At 68.5% G+C, this 19,427-nt stretch carries 13 protein-coding genes; 7 read left to right on the top strand and 6 right to left on the bottom strand.

Going from position 1 to position 19,427, the window contains the following annotated elements:
* The first annotated feature begins 23 nt into the window (after positions 1-23).
* The 4 genes from ACIBKY_RS26560 (at position 24) to ACIBKY_RS26545 (ending at position 5,425) form a co-directional block, all read left to right on the top strand.
* Positions 24-830, top strand: coding sequence for a TauD/TfdA dioxygenase family protein (locus ACIBKY_RS26560; protein ID WP_397100471.1), 807 nt, complete (start codon positions 24-26; stop codon positions 828-830).
* Positions 831-894: 64 nt separating this feature from the next.
* A complete protein-coding gene (locus tag ACIBKY_RS26555) occupies positions 895-3,081 on the top strand; it encodes a carbamoyltransferase (protein ID WP_397100469.1) in 2,187 nt (728 codons plus the stop codon).
* A gap of 1 nt (position 3,082) precedes the next feature.
* Positions 3,083-4,090, top strand: coding sequence for an amidohydrolase family protein (locus ACIBKY_RS26550; protein ID WP_397100468.1), 1,008 nt, complete (start codon positions 3,083-3,085; stop codon positions 4,088-4,090).
* Between the two features lie 102 nt (positions 4,091-4,192).
* Positions 4,193-5,425, top strand: coding sequence for a serine hydrolase domain-containing protein (locus tag ACIBKY_RS26545; RefSeq protein WP_397100466.1), 1,233 nt, complete (start codon positions 4,193-4,195; stop codon positions 5,423-5,425).
* Between the two features lie 19 nt (positions 5,426-5,444).
* On the opposite strand, the gene ACIBKY_RS26540 is transcribed toward ACIBKY_RS26545, so the two are convergent.
* From ACIBKY_RS26540 to ACIBKY_RS26530, 3 genes are all read right to left on the bottom strand, one after another.
* The gene (locus tag ACIBKY_RS26540) at positions 5,445-6,596 is read right to left on the bottom strand and encodes a DUF6461 domain-containing protein (protein ID WP_397100464.1); all 1,152 of its coding nucleotides are present in this window, start codon (positions 6,594-6,596) and stop codon (positions 5,445-5,447) included.
* 65 nt (positions 6,597-6,661) lie between these two features.
* Positions 6,662-12,745 (bottom strand): Ig-like domain-containing protein, encoded by a 6,084-nt coding sequence (locus tag ACIBKY_RS26535; RefSeq protein ID WP_397100462.1) that lies wholly within the window; start codon positions 12,743-12,745, stop codon positions 6,662-6,664.
* 386 nt (positions 12,746-13,131) lie between these two features.
* Entirely contained in the window at positions 13,132-13,779 is a 648-nt protein-coding gene (locus tag ACIBKY_RS26530; protein WP_397100460.1) for a TetR/AcrR family transcriptional regulator, read from the bottom strand.
* A gap of 80 nt (positions 13,780-13,859) precedes the next feature.
* Between ACIBKY_RS26530 and ACIBKY_RS26525 the strand changes: the two genes are divergently transcribed.
* Both ACIBKY_RS26525 and ACIBKY_RS26520 read left to right on the top strand, forming a co-directional pair.
* Positions 13,860-14,810, top strand: a complete 951-nt coding sequence (locus tag ACIBKY_RS26525) for a zinc-binding dehydrogenase (protein ID WP_397100458.1) — start codon at positions 13,860-13,862, stop codon at positions 14,808-14,810.
* On the top strand, positions 14,807-16,342 hold the full coding sequence (locus tag ACIBKY_RS26520; RefSeq protein ID WP_397100456.1) for an MFS transporter: 1,536 nt from the start codon (positions 14,807-14,809) through the stop codon (positions 16,340-16,342). Before ACIBKY_RS26525 ends, ACIBKY_RS26520 begins: the two co-directional genes overlap by 4 nt.
* On the opposite strand, the gene ACIBKY_RS26515 is transcribed toward ACIBKY_RS26520, so the two are convergent.
* From ACIBKY_RS26515 to ACIBKY_RS26505, 3 genes are all read right to left on the bottom strand, one after another.
* Positions 16,315-16,677: a barstar family protein gene (locus tag ACIBKY_RS26515; protein WP_397100454.1), complete on the bottom strand. Its 363-nt coding sequence runs from the start codon at positions 16,675-16,677 to the stop codon at positions 16,315-16,317. The genes ACIBKY_RS26520 and ACIBKY_RS26515 overlap by 28 nt on opposite strands.
* Before the next feature lie 8 nt (positions 16,678-16,685).
* A complete protein-coding gene (locus tag ACIBKY_RS26510; protein ID WP_397100452.1) occupies positions 16,686-17,099 on the bottom strand; it encodes a ribonuclease domain-containing protein in 414 nt (137 codons plus the stop codon).
* A 105-nt stretch (positions 17,100-17,204) separates the two neighbouring features.
* Positions 17,205-18,155, bottom strand: a complete 951-nt coding sequence (locus tag ACIBKY_RS26505; RefSeq protein ID WP_397100450.1) for a TerC/Alx family metal homeostasis membrane protein — start codon at positions 18,153-18,155, stop codon at positions 17,205-17,207.
* 379 nt (positions 18,156-18,534) lie between these two features.
* Here ACIBKY_RS26505 and sigJ point away from each other — a divergent pair, with 379 nt between their 5' ends.
* Complete coding sequence (sigJ, locus tag ACIBKY_RS26500; protein ID WP_397100448.1) at positions 18,535-19,419, top strand: RNA polymerase sigma factor SigJ; 885 nt, start codon at positions 18,535-18,537, stop codon at positions 19,417-19,419.
* Positions 19,420-19,427 lie beyond the last annotated feature (8 nt).

The raw sequence follows: 19,427 nt of genomic DNA, 5'->3' as shown, positions 1-19,427 counted from the left end.
CCCCATCAGGCGCCCCGGTCTTCGTGGCGGAGCTTCAGGCCGACGATGACAGACGATACGATCCCGGGGCGCTGCTGACGTTGTTGCGGACGTTCGCCGTGGTTGTTCTGCGAGGGATGGAGCTGACTCCCGGCCGGCAGGTCGAATTGACCCGCGGCCTTGGCGAACCCACGCTCGACCCGGACATGGACAACAGGCACCCCGACACCCCCGAGCTCCTTGTCGTGGACAACAGCGGTGACACGCCGGTGGTCGGAAACAACATCTGGCACACCGACGGTTCGTTCCTGCGCCGTCCCATTCGCTACACCATGCTGAAGGCGGTCGCGCTGCCGACGTCAGGCGGCGACACCTTGTACGCCGACCTGCAGACCGCGTACGACAATATGCCCCCGCGGTGGCGGGACGTGCTCGCCGGTGCGATCGGCCTGCACGCCTACGATCGGATCGCGGCCACGCGGGCCGACGCTCACAACAACCCCGCGGCGCTGGCGGGTACGTCAACCTACACACCGTCACGCCACCCGATCATCAGAGCGCACCCCGATACCGGAGCCCCCGTACTCTTCGTCAACGACCTCTGCCTTTCTCGAATCGAGTCCGGCGACGGAGTCCCCGTTGAACTGACCGTGGCGGAGCTGATCGCCCACGCCACCCAGGACCGGTTCGTGTACCGCCACCAGTGGGCGGCCGGTGACGTGGTGGTCTGGGACAACGCCAGAGCTCTCCATCGAGCGGATTTCGCCGCCGAGCTGCCCCGGGTCATGCACCGCACCACCACTGCCGGCGACATCCCGCAGGCCTTCACCTCTGTCGGCACGCCCGCCTGACGGCCAAGCTCGTTCTCCCCGGCAAGCACGCAGTCGTTCACACGAGACACAAGATGGGTGCCAAGTGATTGTTCTGGGAAGCAAGCCCGGCCAACATGACGCATGCTTCGCGCTGATACGGGATGGAGAGCCCCTCTTTGTTTATGAGGTAGAACGTTTCAACCGGGTCAAACGCGCGACGTCCACGGATCTCTCGGTGCTGTTCCAGGGGCTCGCGGAGTACTCGATCTCCCCCTCCGACGTCGACCTGGTCACGAACTGCATGCACCCCGGCGAACTGGCAAAACGCAAGGCGCTCATCTCGGGCTACATCACCCCCGACAAGGTCGGCGACATCCATCGCTTTCTCAACTGGCATCTTCCCTCGTGGTACCTGCTTCTGCGCGAGGGAGGCTTTCCGGCCAGCCGGATCGTCAACATTCGCCACCATCTCTGTCATGTGTCCGGCGTCTATTACTCGAGTCCACATGACGACGCGGCCATCCTCAGTGTCGACGGTGGCGGTGAGGCGGAGACCTCCATGCTCGCGCACGGTCGCAATGGCCGTATCTCCATCCTCGGGACCACTCCACACCCGCACTCGCTCGGACACCTTTACCAGGGGGTCACGATCTGGCTCGGGTGGGGGTACGGCGAGGAGGGGAAGACGATGGCACTCGCGGCCTACGGCGACCCTCAACGTTTCAGACGACAGCTGGACACGTTCATTCAGATTGATGACCAGGGCCGGTTCTGCTACCTCCCCGCCCTACGCCGTGGAGCGTGCCGGTTCGCCTCGACGGACATCGGGCGCGTCGTCCTGCCCCAACTGGTCGGGCCGGGCCGGCGCGACGGCGAGGAAATATCTCAGACGCACAAGGACGTCGCCGCGACCGTCCAGGCGATATGCGAAGAGATCATGCTGAAGCAGGCAAGATTCCTGAAGCAGGAGACGGGCTCGAAGACGCTGCTTCTCGCGGGCGGGGTGGGCCTGAACTCGATCACCAACGGAATGCTGTCGGCCGAAAGCGGATTCGACCAGGTCATCGCTTATCCGCAGGCCAGCGATGCGGGGACCGCGCTCGGCGGAGCGCTCTACGCATATCACAACATCGGCGCACCCGATCGGCCCCGCCGATGGCACATGACGCATGCGTACTGGGGACAGAGCATCGATCTGGAGAATCTGGACACGGCCGGGAAGAGCTACCAGGTGAGTGGCCGGCAATCAGATGACATCGCCGCGCTCGCGGCCGAAACGCTGGCCTCCGGCAGCGTCATCGGGTGGGTACAAGGCAGGTCCGAAATCGGACCGAGAGCGCTGGGGAATCGCTCGATCCTGGCCAATCCTCTCGTGCCCGGTATCAAAGACAAGGTCAATGGCGTCAAGCGCCGGGAGTGGTGGCGGCCCTTCGCGCCGTCGGTCCTTCGGGAGGACGTGAACACCTACTTCGACATCGACGGCGACCTGCCGTACATGACCGCCGTCGCCCGCATCAGAGATGAGTGGCGCGAGCCTCTGAGCTCGATCGGTCACGTCGACGGCACGGCGCGCGTTCAAACGGTGACGGCGCAGAGCAATCCCCTCTTCTACCGGCTGATACAGGAGTTCAAGAGCCGGACCGGAATCGGACTGCTCTTGAACACCTCGCTCAACGGCCGGGGCGAACCGCTCGTCCAGACCTGCGAGCAGGCACTTCGTCTCTACGTGAATTCCGGCCTGGACGCCATCGTCATCGGCGATCAGCTCTTCGCCGACAAGACGAACGCACTTGCCGGGCAGACCCTCATTCCCTATGTGTGGAACATCCGGAAGCTGCCGCGAACGAGACTCCTGGTCGTGCCTGGCGAACTACCGGTGAGCAGGCACGAGCTCCTCCTTCACATCGTGAACGACAATCCACGAGCGCGCGTTGACATCTCCGGGAACCCGGCGCTGGCGGAAGTCATGGCCGCCGCCGGCCAGGAATGCTTCGTGTCGGTGCCGGCACTTGAGCCTGACGACATCGTGTCCGTGTACGACGCGGTGGCCTTCTACGTGCCGTTCCCTGGCGACAAGTGTGTCTTCGAGGAAGAGATCTATTATTCGCCGCGTGCCGTGCTGTCGCGACGGATCATGGAGGAAGCCGGCATCCCTGTTTACTGGATCGACTCAAGAGGCGACGTCAATTTCATGCGCGACTCCCTCTACGTACACCACGACGAAACTCCGGCACTTGCGATACCGTCCACGTACCAACGGTTCTGGATGCCCGATTTCCCCAGTCCATGACATGACGGAGCCGATTCGGGATCCGGATCTAGCGATCGTGGACCCGCACCATCACCTGTGGCCGTACGGACCGCGGGCGGAGAGCGATTCCGGCGACATTCCGTACTCGGTGCGGGACCTGCGCGCCGACGCCCGGTCCGGGCACAACGTCGTCGCCACCGTTTTCGTGGAGTGCCTCAGCGGCTACTACACCGAGGGACCACGACATCTACGGCCCGTGGGAGAGACGGACTGGGTGGCGCGCCAGCCCGTCTCCGACGGGCTGGTCAGCGGCATCGTCGGACACGCAGACCTGAGGTCGCAACCGTCTGAACTCGCCGAAGTCCTTGATGCGCATGTCGAAGCCGGGGACGGCAGGTTCAAAGGGGTACGCCACACGGTGGCCTGGGATGCGAATCCGGGTGTGTTCGCCAGTCGCAGCAGGCCGCAACCGGGGCTTCTTATCGACGGCGCCTTCAGGAGAGGGGCGTCCGAGCTGACGCGCCGCGGGCTCGTCTTTGAGACCTGGACCTACTTTCACCAACTCCCCGACCTGCGCGACTTCGCGCGTTCGCACCCGAGCCTCGTGGTGGTTCTCGACCATCTCGGCGGGCCGGCGGCGACAGGGCCGTACTCGCGGCGAAGGGACGCGGTGCTCGCGGAATGGCGGGCCGGCATCACGGGGCTGGCGGGCGTTCCCAACGTGGTGCTGAAGCTCGGCGGGATCGGCATGCCCGCGTTCGCCCCTGTCGAGTTCGTCGCATCAACCCCGATGACATCCGCCAGGATCGCCGGCTTCTGGGGCCCGCACATTCGCCACTGCATCGACACCCTGGGGCCAGAACGATGCATGTTCGAAAGCAACTTCCCGGTGGACAGAAGGCTGTGTGACTACGTCACCCTCTGGAACTCGTTCAAACTGATCGCCGCACCCTACTCGAGCGCCGAGCGTGAGGCCCTCTTCGCTCGTACCGCCCGCCGAACCTACGGGATCGGACGCTCGGCGCCGGTCACCCCACGATCGCGATGAGGCTTGACCTTGACCTTAGGTCAAGGTCCAGGCTCCTCGCATGGCGGCTCCGGCAGGGGCGGCAGCCAGACATCAACGATCGTGAGACAAGGGATGACGTTCATGATGGGTAAGAACGACGGCGGCTTCACCGAAGCGGGACTGCGCAGACTGCGTGAGGTGCTGGCCCGGCATGTCGAGTCGGGGAAGATTCCCGGGCTGGTCGCCCTGGTCAGCCGCGGCGAAGAGACGCACGTGGAGACGATCGGGACGATGCGCCATGACGGCGGCGCGCCGATGCGCCGGGACACGATCTTCCGGATGGCCTCCACGTCCAAGCCGGTCACGATGGCGGCGGCGATGATCCTGCTCGACGAGTGCAGGCTGCGGCTGGACGAGCCGGTGGACCCGTGGCTGCCCGAACTCGCCGGCCGCCAGGTGCTCAGGCGGCCGGACGGCCCACTGGACGAGACCGTGCCGGCCCGGCGGCCGATCACCGTACGGGACCTGCTGACCTCCACGTTCGGGCTCGGCATGGATTTCGAGCTGCTGAACTCCCCGATCAGGGCCGCCACCTTCGAGCGCCTCGACTACAGCGTGGCATCCGGGCCCGCGCCCGACCCGGATGAGTGGATGCGCCGCCTTGGCGAACTGCCGCTGTCGTACCAGCCCGGCGAGCGCTGGCAGTACGACCTCAGCAACGAGGTGACCGGCGTCCTGGTCGCCAGAGTCACGGGCAAGCCGTTGGAGACGTTTCTCCGTGAACGCGTCCTCGACCCGCTCGGCATGAAGGACACCGGCTTCCACGTCCCCGCCGACAAGATCGACCGGCTGCCGCCCCTCTACGGGCCAGACCCGGCGACCGGGGAATTCCACGTGTGGGACGAGGCGGCAGGCGGAAGGATCAGCCGGCCTCCGGCGTTCCAGGGCGGCGGCGGTGGGCTGGTCTCCACCGTCGACGACTACCACGCCTACTTCCGCATGCTGCTGAACCACGGGACGCACGGCGGCGAACGGATCCTGTCGCGGCCCGCCGTACAACTGATGACCACCAATCGCCTCGCGCCCGGGCAACAGGCCGCCCGCGACGCCATGTACGCGACCATCGCCCACCTGTCGTCCGGCCAGGGGCTGCACGGCGGTTGGGGGTACGGCATGGCCGTCCGCACCCACCGCGGCGGCCACGCCCCCGTCGGCCAGTTCGGCTGGGACGGCGGAAGCGGCACCACCGCCTACGCCGACCCCGAACACCAGGTCACCGGAGTTCTGCTCACCCAGGTCGGGATGTCCACCCCGGACTCGGCGCGCGCCATCCACGACTTCTGGGCCACGCTCTACCAGGCGATCGATGACTGACCGAACCTGCCCGCCACGCTCATTCGTCGTCCACCTCGCCCGTCGCGACATACCAGGCGAGCTGCTGCAACACCGCTTGAACGGGTGACACCTCCGGCGGGATCCCCTTTCCCGTCAGGAGTCCGCTCGTCCGGGTCGCGGCCGCGTTCAGATCGGGGTCGAGCGCCTGCGCCAGGATCTCAAGGGGACGCAGTTCCCTGTGCAGGCGGTCCAATTCCGGGTCGGCGGACAGTCTCATCATCAGGTCGATGTCGGGGACGACGGGTACCTGGACCGGCCCGCGCTCTTCGTTCACCTGCCTTTCGATCTGTGCGGCGGTGGTGTCGATCCGGGCGCGTATGTCCGCGGCCGCGGCGTCGAGCTGGGTGCGGATGCTCGCGGAATGGTCGTCTCTCACCCGATCGGCGATCGCCCGTAACGCCTGCCGTTCCACATCTCCTGACATCGGCCAGGTGTGCCGGGCCAGTTCGATCGCGATCTGGATGATCTCGTGCTGCCGTTCCGGCGCCGGATCGGCGGCGATCGCCAGCAGCCGCGGGTCACCCTCCAGCGTCGGGCGCAGCCAGTCCCTGACGCGGAAGGCGCTCGGGGGACGGACCTGGGGCCGAGCGGAGCCCAGCGGGACGCATAGGTGTTCCCGCGCCAGCCAATCCCGATCGAGCCTGACCCCGGACCACTCTTCGCCCAGGGCGAGCGCGGCCGGCTGCCAGCCTTGACGCCATTCGTCCGGCGTGACCGGCAGGCCGGACAGCCATTCGCGTCCCGACGCGGGATTGATGGTGTCCAGGTCGGCGGGGTCGAAGGTGCCGATCACCTGTCCGTCCCTGGCGTAGGCGACGGTGGCGACATGGTTGACGGTCCACTGGAGCGCGAGGGCTTCTCCGGAGGCGGACAGGCGCTTCACGAGTCCCGTCAGGCGACCGCACATCGCGTCGAGGACGACCGTCCACGGACCGTGGCGGGCCGTCAGGATCACCGCCCGGTCCTCGTCATCGACCGCCTCCCACGCCGCGCTCTCGACGTCCTCCCAGGTCGCGGGGTAGACCCAGGCGGGGTCTCCCCCGAGAGTGCGCACCATGCCGTCGAAGTCGGTGGTCCTGATCCACGCGACGGACGCCTGCTCGGGCAAGTAGGTGTGGGCGTCGGTGTAGTGCCGGCGCAGTTCGCTCATGGTCCCTCACTTTGGCCGTGAAAGGGCGGGCAGGTCAACGAGACCCTGCCCGCCTTGATCACTGATCAGCTGTCGCCGTCCACGGTGCAGACCTCCGGCTGTTCCTCCGGAAGGAAGTCACCGAACACCGCGCCCGGGGCGAGGCTTCTGGGCCTCGCTTCGCCGGGCAGGATGACGTCCACCCAGTAGGCGTGCCCGTTTCCGATGCGATGGCGTTGGTAGAAGACCAGCGTCCGTGCGCCGGACGAGCAGTTGTCGCTGCCCTTGATGATGTCCACGGAGAAGTCGTGGGCCGGGCTTGACGCTCCTTCCAGGGTCGAGGCGAACGGGAACTCGTCGCAACTGTCAGGCGAGCCGTAACCCGGCTTGAGCTTCCTGCAGGCGGGAATCGCGTGGTCTTCGCGGTTCTTCTTTTGCAGTGCCGCGTCGGTCGTCCGGTGCAGGCAACTCATTTCTATGGTGCCGCGCGTGCACCCGGGATACTTCCAGTCGAAGAAGCCGGGAATGTTCTTCTTCCCGCCCGGGACCGGTGGATAGGTGAAGTGGGGAAGGTAGAGAGCCTTGTACCAGTGCGCGACGCTCTCGACGACCACCTTCTTCCCCTTCTTTTCCTCGTTTCCGTCGAGGATGAAGACGGGGCGAATGTTGCCGACGATGCAGCCGCCGCTGTAGTTGAAATTCCAGGAGGCGTTGTCACAGATGAACGACTGCACGTAGCGCTTGTCGCGGAAGTAGGGATTCAGCTGCTGGTAGTTGTTTCCGTCGTGTGGAAGGAACTCGTAACGGATCTTGGGTTCGACGGTGCAGCTGCCGGTGTCGGAGTTCGGGTGGTTCCCGGAGATGTCCAGGAGGATCTCCCTGTCTCCTCCCGATCCCCAGTTGTCGAGCCTGTCCCTGATGCCGGAGTAGGCGGACTTGATCTGACCGTCCTTGTCCTTGTAGTTGGACGTGCAGCTGCCGTTCTCACCCAGGAAGACGGCGAACTCGCGGCCCTTCGCGAAGGTGTCGCCCGGCCGGTGGAACACCCTGTCGACCCTGATCCAGGCGCTGACGTGGCGGCTGTTCGTCGCCCTGGTGTAGTTGCCGGGATTTCGCGGGCCGGTCGGGTTGGCCACCTTGTGCGACTTGCCGACATAGCTGTGGAAGACGACGGTCAGCCGGGCCGCCCACAGCGCGTTGCCGTCGATGGGCAGGTCGGTGTCGAGATAGTCGTCGCCGTCGTACTCGCCGATCCACATGGCGTAGCACAGGTTGTAGGAGTTCTTGGGCTGGAAGCCTCTGCGGTCGACGATCCCCCATCCCGATTCCCACGGCGCCCTGCTCTTGTCGGCGATCGTTCTCTGGCACTGTTCGTGTTCGAGACGGTCGTAGGGGAACGGCTTGCGGGCGGCCGCCTGGGCACTCGTGCCGCCGTCGGATTGACGCGCGGAGGGTGGCTCCGGAGCTGCGACCTTGATGCTGTCGTTGTGCCAGGCGGTCCAGGCGCCGTTGACGCCGGCGGCGGTGGCGCGGGCTCGCCAGCGGATCTTCCACCCGTCCGATAGCTTGCCCGACGGGATCGTCACGCTCGCGGTGCCGCCGTTGTTCACGGCCGCGGTGGTGCCGGTCCAGATGAGCCCGGTGCCCTGGGCCGTCGCGGTGGGGTCGTGCTCGACTTCGATGGTCATGGTGGAGGAGCGGCCGTCGGGGTCGCTCAGGTCGCCGTAGAAGGTGGGTGTGAGCTTGGTGATCTCTCTGCTGCTGTTGGTGGGCGCGGCGTATTCGTAGGACACCTTGGGTTTGGAGATGTTGATGCTCTCCGAATGCCAGGCGGTCCAGGCGCCGTTGACGCCGGCGGCGGTGGCGCGGGCTCGCCAGCGGATCTTCCATCCGTCGGAGAGTTTGCCGGAGGCGATGGTGAGGCTGGCGGTGCCGCCGCTGGCGACGGCCGATGGGGTGGTGCCGGTCCAGATCAGGCCGGTGCCCTGGGCCGAATCGTGCTCGACTTCGATGGTCATGGTGGAGGAGCGGCCGTCGGGGTCGCTGACGTCGCCGTAGAACGTCGGGGTGAGTTTCGTCAGGGCTCCGGCGCTGTCCTTGGGTGCCACGTACTCATACGACACCTTCGGCTTGGAGATGTTGATGCTCTCCGAATGCCAGGCGGTCCAGGCGCCGTTGACGCCGGCGGCGGTGGCGCGGGCTCGCCAGCGGATCTTCCATCCGTCGGAGAGTTTGCCGGAGGCGATGGTGAGGCTGGCGGTGCCGCCGCTGGCGACGGCCGATGGGGTGGTGCCGGTCCAGATCAGGCCGGTGCCCTGGGCCGAATCGTGCTCGACTTCGATGGTCATGGTGGAGGAGCGGCCGTCGGGGTCGCTCAGGTCGCCGTAGAAGGTGGGTGTGAGCTTGGTGATCTCTCTGCTGCTGTTGGTGGGCGCGGCGTACTCGTAGGACACCTTGGGTTTGGAGATGTTGACGGTCTCCGAATGCCAGGCGGTCCAGGCGCCGTTGACGCCGGCGGCCGTGGCGCGGGCTCGCCAGCGGACCTTCCACCCGTCTGACAGCTTGCCCGACGGGATCGCCACACTCGCGGTGCCGCCGCTGGCGACGGCCGATGGGGTGGTGCCGGACCAGATCAGGCCGGTGCCCTGGGCCGAATCGTGCTCGACCTCGATGGTCATGGTGGAGGAGCGGCCGTCGGGGTCGCTGACGTCGCCGTAGAACGTCGGGGTGAGTTTCGTCAGGGCTCCGGCGCTGTCCTTGGGCGCCACATACTCATACGACACCTTCGGCTTGGAGATGTTGACGGTCTCTAAATGCCAGGCCGTCCACGCGCCATTGACCCCGGCGGCCGTCGCGCGGGCTCGCCAGCGGATCTTCCACCCATCTGACAGCTTGCCCGACGCGATCGGAAGACTCGCGGTGCCCCCATTACTCACACTCGTGGAGGTACCAGACCAGATCAGCCCACTGCCCTGGCCCGCCACCGCCGGATCGTGCTCCACCACGACCGTCATCGTGGACGACCGGCCCGCGGGGTCGTTCACGTCGCCGTAGAACGTCGGCGTGAGTTTCGTCAGGGCTCCGGCGCTGTCCTTGGGCGCCACATACTCGTACAACACCTTCGGCGAGTTCGGCGGCGGCGGAAGTTCGAGGGTCGTGAACGACCAGGTGTGCGTGGCCAGGACGTTGTCCGCCTCGTCCTTGGCGCCGCTCACCTCCACGGTGTACTTGACGAGCTCGGCCAGCGCCTGCGCGGGGGCGAAGGACAGCACCGTGGTGGATTCGGCCGTCGTGGTTCCGGCGACGGCGTTGCCCGAGGGATCCTTGACCACGATCTGCCCGCCGGACACGGGCTCGCTGAACGTGGCCTTGATCGGGGCGTTCAGCGGGACGTCGACCGCGTTGGCCGCCGGGGCCGACTCGGTGACGGCCGGCGGCGTGACGTCCGGTTCGGCGGTCGTGAACGCCCAGGAGTGCGGCTCCATGACGTTCCCCGCCGGGTCTCTTCCCCCGGCGACGGCGACGGTGTAGACGGTCTCGGCGGCCAGCGGCCCGGCGAACGTCAGCGTCCAGACCTTGCCGGCCGGATCGGCGCCGATGTCGCCCGCGACCTGCTGTCCACCCGGGTCCGTGACCGTGATCTGGACGTCGGCGGCCGCTTCGGAGAGGGTCGCCTTGACCTTGGTCCGCACGGGGACACCGGTGGCGTCCTTGGCGGGGCTGGTCTCGGCCACCGTCGGCGCCGTGCGGTCGACGACCGTGGCGAACGACCACTCATGCCGTGCCAGCGTGTTCCCGGACAGGTCCACGGCCTCGCTCACCGTGGCGGTGTAGGAGGAGTTCCAGGCCAGCGGAGCGTCCGGAGTGAAGGTCCACACCTTGCCGTCGTCACCGCTCGTGACGCTTCCCGGTACGGCCACGCCCGCGCCGTCCTTGACGCCGATCCTGGCGTCGGCCAGGGACTCGCCGAACGTGACCCGCACCGCCGAGTCGAGCGCGACACCGGTGGCGTCGGCGGCGGGGATGGTCTGCGTCACCGCGGGGGCGGTCCCGTCGGTCCGGAAGGACCAGGGATAGGTCGCCATCTCGTTGCCGGCCGCGTCACGGGCGGCGCTCAGTTCCACGTCGTACCTCACCCCGGCCGCGAGCGGCGACGCCGGGGTGAACGTCCAGATCTTGGACGCCGCGTCCGCGGCGAGGCTGCCCGGTACGGCGGCGCCGTTCTGATCCTTGACCAGGACCTGCGCGTCATAGGCCGCCTCGTCGAAGGTCGCCGAGATCGGCGTGGAGATGGCCACGTCGGTCGCGTCCTTGCCCGGAGTGGTCGCGGTCACCTTGGGCGCGGTCTCGTCGGTGGAGAAACCGAACGAATGGGGCTGCATGACGTTGCCCGCGGCATCCTTGGCGCCGCTCACCACGGCGGTGAACCGCGCCATGGGCCACCCCTGGGAGGGCCGGAACACGAGGACGGTGTCCGCGACCTCCATGGCCGAACTGCCCTCGATCGGCCGGCCGCGTGAGTCCTTGACCTCGACCTGCGCGCTGGACACCTTCTCGCTGAACGACACCCTCAGCTCGGTGCCGGTGTCGACACCGGTCGCGTTGGCGGCCGGGAGCGTGCCGATGACGGTGGGCGGCGTGGTGTCGGGATCCGTGGGCGGAGGCGGGTCCACCGGCGCGGGGGTGGCCTCGATCGACTCCATCCACTCCTCGGTGGTCATGTCGTCGGGGATCTGCAGGGCCACCTTGGAGTCCTCCATGAAGAAGTCTCCGGCGGTCTCCCTGGCCTTGACCACGTCGTTCAGGGAGAGGAGCGGTGCCTGCTGCTGCTGAGAACTCCTGAAGTCATGCTGGGCGATGTCCCTGAAGACGGGGTTGTCCGTGTAGGGGATCATGAATCCCCGATAGCTCTTCGGCTTGGGGATGTACTCGACCATGAGCGCCGGCGGGTGCCGGTAACCCGGGTAGGGGTCGCCGCTGTACTCGCTGGCGTAGTACTGGCGCCAGTTGATGGCCGCGGTCTCGCTGACGGCCCGGAGCACGAGGCCGTGGTTGGGAACCTTCTGTTCGATCCAGGCGCGGGCCATGCCGGTGACGCGGTGCCAGAGCTGGTCGTCCTTGGCGCACCAGGTGCCGCTGGCGTCGTAGTTGTAGCCGGCGCGGTTCGCCCCTTCCGTGCCCGTGGCCGAGGGCTGGTTGGACCAGCTCAGGTTGTCCGGCCCGCCGTTCAGGGTCCAGGGGGAGGTGACGCGTGCGGCCAGGATGCCGGATCCGAGGGGGTCGCCGCACAGCTGGCCGTTCGGGCCGCCGGACTTGTAGTTCCACACGATCAGGTCGGCCTGGACGACGGTGGCGCCCTTCAGCTCTTCGGCCTCCGTGTTGAACTTCAGGTACACGCGGGCGATGTCCTGGCTGGTGGAGGTGGTGCCGGCGCGCAGCCACCCGGCGGCCGAGTTGTTGGTGTACGGGTCGTTTCTGCTGACCCAGGCGTCGTCGGGCTCGCCGCCGCCGAACCATTCCGAGGCGGCGGCGATCGTCACCGGGTAGGTCACGGCGGGATCGGCCAGGAACTTCTCGTCCGGCGTGAACACCAGCTCCGAGGACTCCACGCGGGCGGCGACCGGGGACCTCTTGCCCTCCTCGGGAGAGGCTTCGACCTTGGCGTCCATCGCGGTCAGCACGATCGGCGCGGCCTTGGGCTTGCCTTTGGCGTCCTTCAGCTGGGCCAGGCCGTCGGCCGTCGTGCCGAACTTCGTGCCCTTGGGCAGCGTGAGCGGCAGCCGTACCGTGACCGGGGCGGTCGGCCTGTGGCGGAAGACCACCTGGGAGATGAAGCCGTTGGCCTGGGCCACCACCACCAGGTCCGCCCCAGGAGCGACGGCGTCGGGGTAGGTGATCGTGTCGCGGGAGATCTTCGGATCCGGCAGTGCCCGGGTCACCCGCAGGCCGCTCTCGCCGTCCTTTCCCGTCGCGGACACCAGGTGCCTGGTCCCGCGCGCGCCGAAGGTCAGCGGCGTCTTGACCCGCGCGGCCCGCAGCTTGCCGTCGCGGGCCACGATGCTCGTGTCGATCGGCTCCCATGCCTGGGTGGCGGCGTTTCTCAGCTGGACCGGCTGGGTGAACAGCTCGGCCTGCAGCCGCCGGCCGTCAGTGGTCGCCCATACCTTCATCGTCTCGGTGGAGCGGGAGGGGATTTCGACTCGTTGCCCCGTCTTTTTGGCCTGCTCGAAGGCGGAGGCCAGTGCGGGGTCGGCAGGCGTTTTCGCCGCGGCGGGGGCAGGTGTGGGGGGCTGAGCGATGGCGGGTGCGCTCAAAAGCGACAAAGAAAGCGTTGAAACTGCGATCAGAGCAGCGCTACGGCGCGTCCGGGCCGATAAACCAGACGCCTTGGGTGACGTATTCACTTCGTCCCTTCAAAGGCCGAGATGGCAAACAGGGAGATCGTCACATAATGCCGCGCTATTGGTAAAGAAGCTTTTTGATAACGGAATTCACGGCTTTTCGCCCGCGCAAATAATTGCCCCTCATGAGTTTAGAGAGGCCGTCTATATTTCTGCTACATGGACCAGCGCCGGGACAGCAGGTCCGCCGCGGGGGGTGGCCCGGCGAGTGACGGATGACCCGGACGGAGTCCGTCGAGGGCGATCATGACCGTGCGATGGCGGGCGGCGCGGGCCTCGTCGAGCCCTTCCGTACGGCCCCGCCGGACCAGATGTTCGACGAGCGACGCCTGCCCGAGCTGCTCGATCAGGAGGTCGACGTCGACGCTCGTCACGTCCGCCCGCAGGACCCCCGCCTCATGCGCCCGCGCGACCAGCGCGTGCCACAGGCGCTCCGAACGCGTGAACGCCTCGGCCATCTCCTCGGACACCGGGACGGTGCCGGCTAGTGAGCCGAGCGAGCCCCCGCCGAACTCCAGCGCCGCGGACACGTAGTGCACGAGCCCGTCCCACGGGTCGTCCATCCGCAGCCCCTCTTCCGCGGCCTCGATCCACTGCTCCAGGGCGAGGACGCACAGGCGCTGGAAGAACTCCTCCTTGGTGCGGTAGCGGCGGTAGACGGTGGCCATCCCGACCCCCGCCCGCGCGGCGATGGCCGCGACCGAGGCACGTGATCCCTCGGCTTTGAGCACCTGTTTGGCGGCGATCAGGAGCGCCTGGTCGTTGCGTTCGGCCTCCGCGTGCCGAGGTGCCTTGCGAGCCATGCCCCCACCCTACCGTTTGCGGATAGGACCTCTCCGTTATAGCTTAACGGACAGATGCTATCCGTTTCATAGGAGTCTTCATGCTGGCGATCATCATGCGCGAGTTCGGCGGCCCGGACGTGCTGCGGGCGGAGGAGACGGCCGAGCCGGTGCCCGGCCCCGGCGAGGTCGTGGTGGGGGTCTCGTTCGCGAGCGTGACCTTTGTCGAGACGCAGGTCCGCTCAGGATCCGGTCCGTTCGGCAGGCCGCCGCTGCCCCGCACACCGGGCAACGGCGTCGGCGGGCGCGTCACCGCGATCGGCCACGGCGTCGACCCCGCGCTGCTCGGCGCCACCGTGGTCACCACGACCGGCGGCACGGGCGGCTACGCCGAGTCGGCGCTCGCCCGCGCCGCGGACGTCGTTCCGGTGCCTGCGGGGGTCGATCTACGTGACGCGGTGGCGCTGCTGGCCGATGGCCGTACCGCGTTGCTGCTGACCCGGGACGTGCCGCCGCGGGCGGGCGAGACCGTACTGGTGGAGGCCGCCGCGGGTGGCGTGGGCAGCCTGCTCGTGCAGCTGGCCGTCGCCGCCGGGGCCCGCGTGATCGGCGCCGCGGGCGGCGCGCGCAAGGGCGAGCTGGTCACCGCCCTGGGCGCGGAGTTCGTGGACTACACCCGCCCCGGCTGGGCCGGCGAACTGGGCCGGGTCGACACCGTCTTCGACGGCGTCGGCGGGGCGATCGGGGCGGCGGCTGCGGGCGTCCTGCGCACCGGCGGTCGCATCAGCGTGTACGGCATGGCCGCCGGAACCCCCACCGACCTGCCCGACGACGCGGTCGCCGCCCGCGCCATCCAGGTACACGGCCTGACCGGCGCGCCCAGCCCCGCCGAGAACCGGGCCCTCATCCGCCGCGCGCTCGAACTGGCCGCCGACGGCCGATGGCGGCCCGTGGTCGGGCAGGCGTACCCGCTGGCCGAGGCGGCGGCGGCGCACGCCGCGATCGAGTCGCGAGCCACCCTCGGCAAGACGCTCCTGGAGGTCGGCGCGTGACGGTCCGCACTCCCCCGGCGCGGGCCGGGACGCGCGAGTGGATCGCTCTGACCGTGCTCGGCGTTCCCGCGGTCCTGGTCATGATGAACATGTCCGTGCTCTACCTGGCGCTGCCGACGCTCAGCGCCGACCTGGCGCCCGACGCGGCCGCGCAGCTGTGGATCATGGACATCTATGGATTCATGGTCGCGGGCTTCCTCATCACCATGGGCGGCCTCGGCGACCGGTACGGCCACCGCCGCCTCCTGCTCGCCGGCGCCGCCGTGTTCACCGCCGGTTCGATCATGGCGGCCTGGGCCGGTGACACCGGCGTGCTGATCGCCGCTCGCGCGATCCAGGGCGTGGGGGCCGCCGCGCTCGCGCCGAGTTCGCTGGCGGTGATCCGCCGGTTGTTCGCCGACCCCGGGCAGCGGCGGTTCGCCATCACGGTGTGGATGCTCGCCTTCATGGCCGGCGGCGCCCTCGGGCCGCTGGTGGGCGGGACGCTCCTGCACTTCTTCTCCTGGGGATCGGTCTTCCTGGTCGCGGTTCCCGCCATGGTGGTGCTGGTGGCGGCGGCGCCGTACCTGCTGCCCGAGCACCGCGCGAGCGACGCCCGGCGGATCGACGCGGCCGGCGTGGTGCTGTCGTTCCTCACTCCGCTGTCGGTCGTGTACGGCGTCAAGCGGTTCGCGGCCGACGGCTTCACGGCCACCGCGGCCGCAAGCCTCGCGGCCGGGGTGGTGCTGGGCGTGGTGTTCGTCCGCAGGCAGCATCGGGCGGCCGCGCCGCTGTTCGACCTCTCGCTGTTTCGGGTGCCGGCGTTCGCCGTGTCGGTCGGGGGCATGGTCCTGGTCGGGATCGTGCTGTTCGGGACCAGCCTCCAGACCTCGCAGTACCTGCAGATGGTGCTGGGCTACTCGCCGTTGACGGCGGGCCTGTGGCAGCTCCCCACCGCCGTGTCGGGCACGGTCGTGGCGCTGTGGGTGTCGGGTCTCGCCGCCCGCGTGCGTCCGGCCCTGCTGATGAGCGCGGGCGCGGTCCTGGCCCTGGCGGGTCCGGTACTGCTCACGCAGGTGGACCGGGAGCCGTGGTTCCTCGTCGGCGGATCCGTGATGCTGTTCGCCGGCCTCACGCCGTTCATGGCCTTGGGCACCGGCCTGGTGCTCGGCGCGGCGCCGCCCGAACGCGCCGGGGCCGCCTCGGCGATCTCCGAGACCGGCGCGGAGCTGGGCGGGGCGCTCGGCATCGCCCTGCTCGGCAGCCTCGCCGCGGCCGTCTACGGCCGGCGACTCGGCGACACCCTGCCGGCCGGGCTGCCTCCCGGCGTACCGGGCCACGGCGACACCCTGGCCGAGACCCTGCACCACGCGGCCACGCTCCCCCAGCCGCTCGGCGGCGCGCTGGCGGAGAGCGCCAGGGACGCCTTCACCCATGGCATCCACGTGCACGCGCTCGTGCTCGCCCCGCTGCTCGTTCTCCTGGCGGCCGTGACACCGCTGGCCCGGCGTTCCCTCGACGGGGGTCAGGGCAGTGCGGCGGTGACCCGCTGACGCAGCGCGGGTTCCTGGTCCCGGCCGGTACGCAGCGTCACGGTCAGGCCGGACTCGGCGGCGTCGGAGAACACGCCCAGCAGGGTCGCGAACTGCCCGGGAGCTTCGGCGCTGAGCAGACCCTCGGCGTGCTCCACGACCAGCGCGAGCGCCCCGGCGTCACGCAGGCAGTCCGACAGCGCGTCCCAGTTGTGGCCGAAGTAGCCGGGAAAGCGCAGCACCCGCGCCACCTCCTCGAAGAAGGCGGCGCGGGTACGGCAGAGCCGCCCATCCAGTACGGCCGGCGCCGGATCGGCACACACGGTCAGCCAGCGCGGCAGCGGTGGTGCGGTCATGGAAGTCCCTAGAGCCGGTAGAAGTCGGTGTAGTGGTTCGGCGAGAACCACGTCACGCCGGTGCCGCGGTTGACGACGATCCGGTACGCGTCCCGGGGCGCGCCCCGTGTCCGGGAGTACACGTCGTACTCATGGTAGGTGGCGCCGCCGGGGAGCTGGCCTTCGCGGTTGTAGAAGCGTCCGCCGGCGAAGTTGTGACGGCCATCCGGCCAGGAGTACCAGGTCCTGGCGGTGGGGTAGCCCTTGGAGGCCCAGATCGACTTCGCCGTGCGCGCGTCGGCGCACCGCGACATGGTGCAGGAGTTGTAGACCGCGGCGTGGGCGGGCGCGATGCCGGCCACGCCGATGAGGGAGGCGAGGGTGGCGAGGATGACGGTGAGCCTCACCGGCCAGAAGGGTCCGGGGCGGGGCTGAGTGGGCACGAAGCCTCCTTGCGGGGGATGCGACGGACACTCCCATCGTCACCACTCGAATAAGTCCATAAGGGCGAAAGGCCGTCAACGGTTGGTGAACATTCGTGCCACCGGTCAGCGGCGGTTGGCGTACAGGCTGGTGAGGGTGACGACGGCGAGCACGGCGACGATGACGCCGAGCGAGGCGAGCGTGGGGATCTCCGGCACCCCCGGCCAGATGCCGTGGGCCCAGTGCAGGATGAGTTTGATCCCGATGAAGGCCAGGATGAGGCTGAGCCCGTGGTTGAGGTGGCACAGTTTCGTGAGCGCGCCTTCCAGCACGAAGTAGAGGGCGCGCAGCCCCAGCAGGGCGAAGGCGTTGGTGGCGAAGACGAGGAACGGGTCCTGGGTCACGCCGTACACCGCGGGGACGGAGTCGACGGCGAAGACGATGTCGACGGCGAAGATGGCGACGGCGGCCAGCGCCAGCGGCGTGAGGGCCCGCGCGCCGTCCTCGCGGACGACCAGCTTCGAGCCACGGTAGTCGCGCGCGACCGGGACGAAACGGCGCACCAGCCGGATGGCGGGCAGGGAGCAGACGTCGATCTCCCGCTCGTGTCCGGTCAGCGCGTCCTTCATGACCTTCGCGGCGGTGACCAGGAGGATCGCGCCGAACAGCAGGAACGCCCAGGTGCCGCTGCGCAGTGCCGCGGCGCCGAGCATGATGAACACCACGCGCAGCAGCAGCGCGCCGATGATGCCGTAGAGCAGGACCCGCCTGGTCAGCTCCGCCGGGACCGCGAACGCCGCCAGCACCAGCATGAACACGAACAGGTTGTCGACCGACAGCGACTTCTCCACGACGTAACCGGTGAGGAACTCCACCGCCACGGTGGTGCCGAAGGCGGCCCACAGACCGGCGCAGAAGGCCAGGGGCAACGCCAGATAGAAGGCCGACCAGGCGAGCGCCTCGCGCATGCGCACCTCGTGCGGCCGCCTGGTCAGGATGAGGTCGATCGACAGCAGCAGCGCCAGGCCGGCGACGGTGGCCGACCACAGGGGCAGCGAGGCGATCGATGTGGACACGCGGCCTCCTCGAACGTGCTCGGCGTTCGAGGTCTCCTTCACCCGCCGGAGCGGGCGGCTGCCCGGGGACGCTGCCAAGGTCCGTCTTGACCGGGTCGGCGCTTGAGAAGTACTCCCCTCGGGACTGCCAGGCTATCAAGCCGTTGACCTGGCGATACTCCCAGGCAGATAGTGGAAGGTGCACGGAGGGGGTGATCCTTATGTCGATCACCACGTTGCTGGAGGTTCTGTTCGGCATCCTGCTGGTGGTGTCAACGATCATCACCATCGGCGTGCTCTGGACACCTCCGCCACGCAAGCACAAACATCGTTGACCTCACATTTGATCGCGCTGTCCTGTCGGACAGGGAAAGACGCGATCAAAGGAGCCGACGAGACGATGACCCTCCAGCCCGAGCCGATCATGGCCGAGCGGCGCCAGCTGATCAATCTCGCCTACCGGCTCCTCGGTTCCCTGGCCGACGCCGAGGACGTCGTCCAGGAGGCTTTCGCCCGCTGGTACGCCATGTCCGGCCAGGAGCGGGAGGCCATCGTCGTCCCCGGCGCGTGGCTGACCAAGGTCGTCAGCCGCCTGTGCCTCAACGTGCTCTCCTCGGCGCGGGCCCGGCGCGAGACCTACGTGGGCGAATGGATCCCGGAGCCGCTGCCCGAGCCTTCGGAGCAGGTCAGCGGCATCGCCGTCGACCCGGCCGACCGGGTCACCCTCGACGAGTCGGTCAACATGGCCTTCTTGGTCGTGCTCGACGCGATGACCCCGGCCGAGCGGGTCGCGTTCATCCTGCACGACGTCTTCCGCTACCCCTTCGCGGAGGTGGCCGAGATCGTCGGCCGTACCCCGGCGGCCTGCCGTCAGCTGGCCACCTCGGCCCGCCGCCGCGTCCGCGCCGGGCGGGCCCCCGCGACCTCGGCGACCGACCAGGCCCGCATCGTCAGGGACTTCAAGCGGGCTTGGGAAGACAAGAACATCGACGCCCTGGTCGGCCTCCTCGATCCCGGCGCGACGGCGACCGGCGACGGCGGCGGCCTGGTCTCGACCATGCGGCGCCCGCTTGAGGGCGCCGAGCGGATCGTGCGCTGGGTGGTCCATCTCGAAAGCAGGTCCAGCCACCTGACGATCGTGGAGCGTACGGTCAACGGCCGGCCCGGCCTGATCGCCCAGCAGAACGGGGTCACTGTGTCGGTGGTCGCGTTCGAGGTGGCCAACGACCGGATCACCCACATCTGGGCGGTACGCAACCCCGACAAACTCCGCCCCTGGCTTTAGGAAGGTCT

The sequence above is a fragment of the Nonomuraea sp. NPDC050394 genome, from assembly GCF_044459065.1.
In the GTDB taxonomy this organism is placed as follows: Bacteria; Actinomycetota; Actinomycetes; order Streptosporangiales; family Streptosporangiaceae; genus Nonomuraea.
Note: the sequence above shows the minus strand (reverse complement) of the source record. Positions and strands in the feature narration are given on the sequence as shown.